An 8,495-nucleotide genomic window follows, 5' to 3' on the forward strand; every position below is an offset into this window, starting at 1 on the left:
TTTAGCGATTTTATTTAGTAAAATTTTTACTAAAATCCCTGTAATGATGTTTTACTCCACAGGGAGATCGCATGAACCGCTGGGAAAATATTCAACTCACGCACGAGAACCGGCTACCGCCGCGTGCTTACTTTTTCTCTTATCCGTCCGTCACCGAAGCGCGCTCCTTTGTTCGCGAGAGCAGCAGCCTGTTTCAGCTGCTGAGCGGGCAGTGGAATTTCCGCTTTTTTGATAATCCGCTGCGGGTGCCGGAAACCTTTACCACAGAGTTAATGGCTGACTGGGGCACCATTACCGTTCCCGGCATGTGGCAGATGGAAGGCCACGGTAAGCTGCAGTACACCGATGAAGGCTTCCCCTTCCCTATTGATGTACCCTATGTCCCGACCGACAACCCGACCGGCGCCTATCAGCGTACCTTTACCCTTAGCGAAGGCTGGCAGGGTAAGCAGACGCTGATTAAGTTTGACGGCGTTGAGACCTACTTCGAAGTGTACGTAAACGGTCGCTACATCGGTTTTAGCAAAGGCAGCCGCCTGACCGCCGAGTTTGACATCAGCAGCGCCGTTCACAGCGGGGAAAACCTGCTCTGCGTGCGTGTGATGCAGTGGGCAGATTCCACCTACGTTGAAGATCAAGACATGTGGTGGTCGGCGGGGATTTTCCGCGACGTCTACCTGGTGGGCAAAACGCTGGCGCACGTCGAAGATTTTACCGTCAGAACCGACTTCAGCGACGACTACCAGAGCGCGACCCTCTCCTGCGACGTCGTACTGGAAAACCTTGCGCCGCAGTCCGCTCAGCTGTCGCTGGAATATGCCCTGTATGACGGAGAACAGTGCTTACATGAGGGACATCTGCCCCACCTGAACGTCACCGATCGTCATCAGGCGCAGTTCAGCATGGTGGTAAAGCACCCGCGCGCCTGGTCGGCGGAAGATCCGTATCTGTACCATCTGGTGATGACGGTGAAAAACGCGCAGGGTGAGATCCTCGAAGTTATCCCACAGCGCGTAGGTTTCCGCGATATCAAAGTGCGCAACGGTCTGTTTTACGTTAACAACCGCTATCTGATGCTGCACGGCGTAAACCGCCACGATAACGATCATCTGAAAGGCCGTGCGGTGGGAATGGATCGCGTCGAACGCGATCTGGTGCTGATGAAGCAGCACAACATCAACTCGGTGCGTACCGCCCACTACCCTAACGATCCGCGCTTCTACGAGCTGTGCGACATCTACGGCCTGTTCGTGATGGCGGAAACCGACGTCGAATCCCACGGTTTTGCCAACGTCGGCGATCTGAGCCGCATCACCGACGATCCGCTGTGGGAGCCGGTTTACGTAGAGCGCATCGTGCGCCATATCCACGCCCAGAAGAACCATCCATCGATCATTATCTGGTCGCTCGGTAACGAATCCGGCTACGGCTGCAACATCCGTGCGATGAATCTGGCGGCTAAAGCGCTCGACGATACGCGCCTGATTCACTACGAAGAGGATCGCGACGCCGAAGTGGTGGATATCATCTCCACCATGTACACCCGCGTGCCGCTGATGAACGAGTTCGGCGAATACCCGCACGCCAAACCGCGCATTATCTGTGAATACGCCCACGCGATGGGCAACGGCCCCGGCGGGCTCACGGAATACCAGAACGTGTTCTACCGCCATGACAGCATCCAGGGTCACTACGTCTGGGAGTGGTGCGATCACGGTATTCAGGCTCACGATGCCGAAGGGCGGGAATATTATCGTTTTGGCGGCGACTACGGCGACTACCCGAACAACTACAACTTCTGCCTCGACGGCCTGATTTATTCCGATCAAACCCCGGGCCCGGGCCTGAAAGAGTACAAACAGGTTATTGCCCCGGTGAAGGTGAGCGCAGGGGATCTGAAACGCGGCGAGCTGCGTATTGATAACAAGCTGTGGTTCACCACGCTTGATGATTACACCCTGCAGGTTGAAGTGCGCGCCGAAGGCGAAACGCTCTCCAGCCAGCGGCTGAAAGTCCCCGATCTGGCGCCAAACAGCGGTCGTTCACTGACGTTTGCGCGGCCAATGCTCGACGAGCGTGAAGCCTTCGTCAACGTGCGCGTCACCCGCGATTCCCGCACCCGCTACAGCGACGCTAACGCTGAAATTGCCGTCTATCAGTTCCCGCTAAAAGCGCGCACCACGAACGCCGCGCAATGGGCTAACCCGAACGCCACGCCGCTTATCGTCGATGATAAACGTCTTGAATGCGTTATCAGCGGGCATAACTTCCGCGTGGTGTTCTCACGAGTCAACGGCAAGCTCACCAGCTGGCAGGTCAACGGCGAAGAGCGCATCACCCGCGAGCCGAAGATCAATTTCTTCAAACCGATGATTGATAACCACAAGCAGGAGTACGAAGGGCTGTGGCAGCCGAATCATCTGCAGATCATGCAGGAGCATCTGCGTGCATTCAGCGTGGAAGCACAGGAAGACGCGGTGCTTATCACCACCCGCAGCATCATCGCCCCGCCGGTGTTTGATTTTGGTATGCGCTGCACCTATCGCTGGCGCGTGGCGGCAGATGGTCAGCTCAACGTCGAGCTCTCCGGCGAGCGCTACGGCGATTACCCGCACATCATTCCGTGCATCGGCTTCACCCTCGGTATTAACGGTGATTTTGACCAGGTGGCGTACTACGGACGTGGCCCCGGTGAAAACTACCCCGACAGCCAGCAGGCCAACATTATCGATATCTGGCGTAGCAACGTGGCGGCGATGTTTGAGAACTACCCGTTCCCGCAGAATAACGGCAACCGCCAGCACGTGCGCTGGGCATCGCTCACCAACCGCCACGGTAGCGGGCTGCTGGTTATCCCGCAGGAGCCTGTCCATTTCAGCGCCTGGCCGTATCGCGCCGAAGATATCCACGCGGCGCAGCACTGTAATGAGCTGACGCCGGCCGGTGATATCACGCTCAATATCGACCATCAGCTATTGGGCCTTGGCTCGAACTCCTGGGGCAGCGAAGTACTCGACAGCTGGCGCGTCCGGTTCGCGCCCTTCCGTTACGGCTTTACCCTGCTGCCACTGGAAGGCGGTTCTGCCACCTCGCAGGCGCTTGCCGGACACCGTTTTGGCAATGGCTTCTTTTCCACGAATTCGCACAGCGAGGCAGACCAATGAGAATCATCGATAACCTGGAGCAGTTCCGCGAACGCTATCCTTCCGGGCGGAAGTGGCAGCGCTGTATTGAAGCGATTGAGAACATCGACAACATCCAGCCCGGCGTGGCGCACTCGATTGGTGATTCACTGGCCTATCGCGTCACCACGGACACCACCACCGACGCGCTGTTCGTCGGTCATCGCCGCTACTTCGAGGTGCATTACTACCTGCAGGGCGCGCAAAAAATTGAAGTGGCGGAGAAAAGCCAGCTGCAGGAGGTGGAGTGCTACCGCGACGAAACCGATCGTGAATACCTGAAGGGCTGCGGAGACACCGTGCAGGTGCACGAAGGCCAGATGGTGATTTGTGATATCGATGAGGCTTACCGCTTCATCAGCGATACCCCAGTAAAAAAAGTCGTACTCAAAGTGACCATCGAAGACGGTTACTTCCATAACAAATAACAAAACCGGTGGCGCCAAAGCAGCGCCACCACACTCCCCTGTACCCGGAGAACGCTATGTCAGATACGAAGCGTAATACCATCGGCAAATTCGGCCTGCTGTCGCTGACGTTTGCCGCCGTGTTTAGTTTTAACAACGTCATCAATAACAATATTGAGCTTGGACTGGCGTCAGCGCCGATGTTCTTCCTGGCAACCCTGTTCTACTTTATTCCCTTCTGTTTGATCATCGCCGAATTTGTGGCGCTGAATAAAAACTCCGAAGCCGGGGTATATGCGTGGGTGAAAAGTTCTCTCGGCGGGCGCTGGGCGTTTATTACTGCCTACACCTACTGGTTTGTGAACCTGTTTTTCTTTACCTCGTTATTACCGCGCGTAATTGCCTACGCTTCCTATGCGTTTCTCGGGTATGAGTACATTCTGACGCCATTTGCCACCACGGTGCTGAGCATGGTGCTGTTTGCCTTCTCCACGTGGGTGTCGACCAACGGCGCGAAAATGCTCGGGCCAATCACCTCGGTCACCTCCACGCTAATGCTGTTGCTGACGCTTTCCTATATTTTACTGGCAGGCGCGGCGCTGCTCGGCGGCGTGCAGCCGGTGGATCCGATAACCGTGGATGCGATGATCCCGAACTTCAGCTGGGCGTTCCTCGGTATTACCACCTGGATCTTCATGGCCGCCGGCGGCGCTGAGTCGGTGGCGGTGTACGTCAACGACGTAAAAGGCGGCTCAAAATCGTTCGTGAAGGTCATCATCCTCGCCGGGATCTTCATCGGCGTGCTGTACTCCATCTCTTCGGTACTGATTAACGTCTTTATCAGCAGCAAAGAGCTGAAGTTTACCGGCGGATCGGTGCAGGTATTCCACGGGCTGGCGGCGCACTTCGGCCTGCCGGAAGTGCTGATGAACCGCTTTGTCGGCCTGGTTTCCTTCACCGCGATGTTTGGCTCACTGCTGATGTGGACCGCCACGCCGGTGAAAATCTTCTTCTCGGAAATTCCTTCCGGTATTTTTGGTAAGAAGACCGTTGAGCTGAACGAGAACGGCGTTCCGGCGCGCGCGGCATGGATCCAGTATTTAATCGTTATCCCGCTGATGATTATCCCGACGCTTGGCTCCAATACTGCTCAGGATCTGATGAATACGGTGATCAACATGACCGCTGCAGCCTCGATGCTGCCGCCGCTGTTCATCATGCTCGCCTATCTCAACCTGCGCCGTAAGCTCGACCACCTGCCGCGTGATTTCCGCATGGGTTCGCGCACCACCGGCATCGTGGTGGTATCGATGCTGATTGTGATTTTCACCATTGGCTTTGTGGCCTCAACCTTCCCGACCGGTGGCAACATTCTGACAATTATTTTCTATAACGTCGGCGGCATCGTCCTGTTCCTTGGTTTTGCCTGGTGGAAATACAGCAAATACATCAAGGGGCTATCCCGACAAGAACAAGAAATAGAGGCCGCACCTGCCTCCACCTCCACCATTCAATAAAAATATAAAAACAGCTTCAGGCATTCCTTCATCTCACTGGAATGAGTCTATGAAAAAACAGGTTAATCTTTACAGGGCACTCTGTGCCCTGTCCTTTTGCTGCGCCCTTCCGGCAGGAGCAGAAGAAGTTCGCCCGGCGGAGCACGACGACACCCGCACGCCGGAGTTGAACCAGACCTCGTATCGCTTTTACGGCGAGATGGGGCTTGGCGGCTACATGGATTTAGAGGGGCCGGACAAGCATAAGTACAGCGATGGCACCTATATTGAAGGCGGGCTGGAGGTCAAACATGGTGCCTGGTTCGGCCTGATTTATGGGGAAGGCTGGACGGTGCAGGCAGACAGCCAGGGCAATGCCTGGGCGGCAGGCCATAGCTGGGGCGGTTTTGAGGGCGGGCTTAACCGTTTGTACGGTGGCTACCGCAGCAACAACGGCACCGAGACGATGCTCAGCCTGCGCCAGGACTCCTCGCTTGACGACCTGCAGTGGTGGGGCGATTTCACCCCCGATCTCGGCTACGTCATCCCGAACACTCGCGACATTATGTATGCGCTGAAGGTGCAGAATCTAACGGGCAAGCTCCGCTACAGCGTGACCGCGACGCCCGCAGGGCACCATAACGAAAGCACCGCCGTGCTGCACTTTGGCAAATACGACCGCTATGACGATAAGTACACCTATCCGGCAATGATGAACGGCTACGTCCAGTATGACCTCATCGAAGGCGTGACCTGGATGAACGGGCTGGAAGTCACCGACGGCACCGGACAGCTGTTTTTAACCGGGCTGCTGTCGCCAAACTTCGCCGCCCGCGCCTGGCACCATACTGGCCGCGCTAAAGGGCAAAATGTCCCCGGCAGCGAAAGCGGTTTTATGCTGAGTGCCATGATTGAAGCGCTAAAAGGGGTGTACCTCTCCACCGCCTGGAGTTACGCAAAGCATCGACCGGATCACGAAGCGGATGAGACCACCTCGTTTGCCCAGTTCGGGATCTGGTATGAGTACGGTGGCGGGCGTTTTGCCACCGCCTTCGACAGCCGGTTCTACATGCAAAACGCCTCGGGCGATCCGAGCGATAAAGTTTTCCTGATGCAATATTTCTACTGGTAAGGGACGCAACCGCAATGAAATTTAACACCACTCTGGCGCCGCTCGCCTGCGCCCTGCTGCTCAGCTTTTCCGCTCATGCCGTCACCGCTAACGATTTTAAAAACGTGATTAATCGCACCGGTGCGCCGCAGTACATGCATGATTTTGATTATGACGACCACCAGCGCTTTAACCCGTTCTTCGACCTTGGTGCCTGGCACGGACACCTGCTGCCGGACGGCCCACAGACCCAGGGCGGATTCCCCGGCCCGGCGCTGCTGACCGAAGAGTACATCAACTTTATGGCGACCAATTTTGACCGGCTGACGGTGTACCAAAATGGTAAGAAGGTCGATTTCACCCTGAAGGCGTGGAGCATTCCCGGCGCGCTGATGCAAACGCTGAGCGCCCCCTCCGTGCAGGTGACGATGACGTTGCGCTTTGCAAGCCCTCACACCTCGCTGCTGGAAACCCGCATCACCAGCGACGCGCCGCTAACCCTGGTGTGGGACGGTGAACTGCTGGAAAAGCTTGAAGCCAAAGAGGGGAAACCGCTGTCAGATAAGACTATCGACGGCGCGTTTCCTGGCTATCAGCGTAAAATCATCGCCACGCCGGACGGCCTGAAAGTGACCTTCGGGAAAGTGCGCGCCGCCTCGGACCTGCTGACCTCCGGCGCATCGGAATATCAGCTGCATCGTTCCCTTCCGACCACGACCCGCGTTGAGGGTCATCGCTTCACCAGCACCGCTAAAATCAACGGCTCCACCACCCTCTACACGACCTATTCGCATCTGTTAACCGCCGCGCAGGTGAGCCACGAAAAGGCACAAATCCGCGATATTCTGGCCCGACCGGCGTTCTATCTGCAGGCTTCTGCTCAGCGCTGGGAAGATTATCTGAAACAGGGGCTGAATAATCCGGACGCCACGCCGGAGCAGACCCGCGTGGCGGTGAAAGCCATCGAGACGCTGAACGGTAACTGGCGCTCGCCGGGCGGGGCGTTACGCCACAGCACCGTGACGCCATCGGTGACCGGGCGCTGGTTCTCCGGCAACCAGACCTGGCCGTGGGATACCTGGAAGCAGGCCTACGCTATGGCGCACTTTAACCCGCAGATAGCGAAAGAAAATATCCGCGCGGTATTCTCCTGGCAGATTAAACCTGACGATCCGGTACGCCCGCAGGATGCGGGGTTTATTCCCGATCTCATCGCCTGGAACCTGAGCCCGGAGCGCGGCGGTGACGGGGGCAACTGGAACGAACGCAACACCAAGCCGAGCCTGGCGGCGTGGTCGGTGATGGAGGTGTATAACGTCACCAAAGACAAAGCCTGGCTCGAAGAGATGTATCCGAAGCTGGTAGCCTATCACGACTGGTGGCTACGCAACCGCGATCACAACGGTAACGGCGTGCCGGAATACGGCGCGACCCGCGATAAAGCGCACACCGGCAGCGATGCACCAATCCTCACCGCCGCCTCGTGGGAATCCGGCCGCGACGACGCCGCCAACTTTGGTTTTATCGATAAAGACCAGCTGGATAAGTACGTGGCAAACGGTGGTAAACGCAGCGACTGGACGGTAAAAGTGGCGGAGAACCGCAGCCCACAGGGCACGCTGCTCGGCTATTCGTTGCTGCAGGAGTCGGTGGACCAGGCAAGCTACATGTACAGCGACAATCACTACCTCGCACAGATGGCAACCATTCTTGGCAAACCCGCCGACGCTGAACGCTACCAGAAGCTGGCAAAGCGTCTCGCCGACTACATCAACACCTGCATGTTCGATAAGCAAAGCGGCTTCTATTACGATATTCGTATCGAAGACAAACCGCTGGCTAACGGCTGCGCGGGCAAACCTATCGTCGAACGCGGTAAGGGCCCGGAAGGCTGGTCGCCGCTGTTTAACGGCGCAGCAACCCAGGAACACGCCGATGCGGTGGTGGCGGTGATGCTTGACCCGAAAGAGTTTAATACCTTCGTACCGCTCGGCACCGCGGCGCTCACCAACCCGGCGTTTGGCCCGGACATCTACTGGCGTGGCCGGGTATGGGTGGATCAGTTCTGGTTTGGCTTAAAGGGCATGGCGCAGTACGGCCACCGCGAAGAGGCGTTAACGCTCGCCGACACCTTCTTCCGCCACGCCAAAGGCCTGACCGCCGACGGCCCGATTCAGGAGAACTACAACCCGCTGACCGGCGATCAGCAGGGTGCGCCGAACTTCTCGTGGAGCGCTGCGCATTTGTATATGTTGTATAACGAGTTTTTCAGAAAACAGTAATTTTCCCCTCACCCCAG

At 57.0% G+C, this 8,495-nt stretch carries 5 protein-coding genes; all 5 read left to right on the top strand.

Features of this window, described 5'->3' with window-relative positions:
• Positions 1–71: 71 nt before the first annotated feature.
• From ebgA to ygjK, 5 genes are read left to right on the top strand one after another with little or no spacing between them, the layout of a single operon-like run.
• On the top strand, positions 72–3,164 hold the full coding sequence (ebgA, locus tag GYRE_RS13305) for a beta-galactosidase subunit alpha (RefSeq protein WP_038255897.1): 3,093 nt from the start codon (positions 72–74) through the stop codon (positions 3,162–3,164).
• Entirely contained in the window at positions 3,161–3,610 is a 450-nt protein-coding gene (locus GYRE_RS13310) for a beta-galactosidase subunit beta (RefSeq protein WP_006818217.1), read from the top strand. The genes ebgA and GYRE_RS13310 overlap by 4 nt, the downstream gene beginning before the upstream one ends.
• A gap of 56 nt (positions 3,611–3,666) precedes the next feature.
• Positions 3,667–5,106 (top strand): amino acid permease, encoded by a 1,440-nt coding sequence (locus GYRE_RS13315; RefSeq protein WP_006818216.1) that lies wholly within the window; start codon positions 3,667–3,669, stop codon positions 5,104–5,106.
• A gap of 49 nt (positions 5,107–5,155) precedes the next feature.
• Positions 5,156–6,217, top strand: coding sequence for a protein YgjJ (gene ygjJ / locus GYRE_RS13320; protein ID WP_038255899.1), 1,062 nt, complete (start codon positions 5,156–5,158; stop codon positions 6,215–6,217).
• Positions 6,218–6,231: 14 nt separating this feature from the next.
• Positions 6,232–8,478 carry an alpha-glucosidase gene (gene ygjK, locus GYRE_RS13325; RefSeq protein ID WP_038255901.1) on the top strand — a complete coding sequence of 749 codons (2,247 nt, stop codon included), beginning with the start codon at positions 6,232–6,234 and terminating at the stop codon, positions 8,476–8,478.
• Positions 8,479–8,495 lie beyond the last annotated feature (17 nt).

Source organism: Yokenella regensburgei ATCC 49455 (genome assembly GCF_000735455.1).
Classification (GTDB): Bacteria; Pseudomonadota; Gammaproteobacteria; order Enterobacterales; family Enterobacteriaceae; genus Yokenella; species Yokenella regensburgei.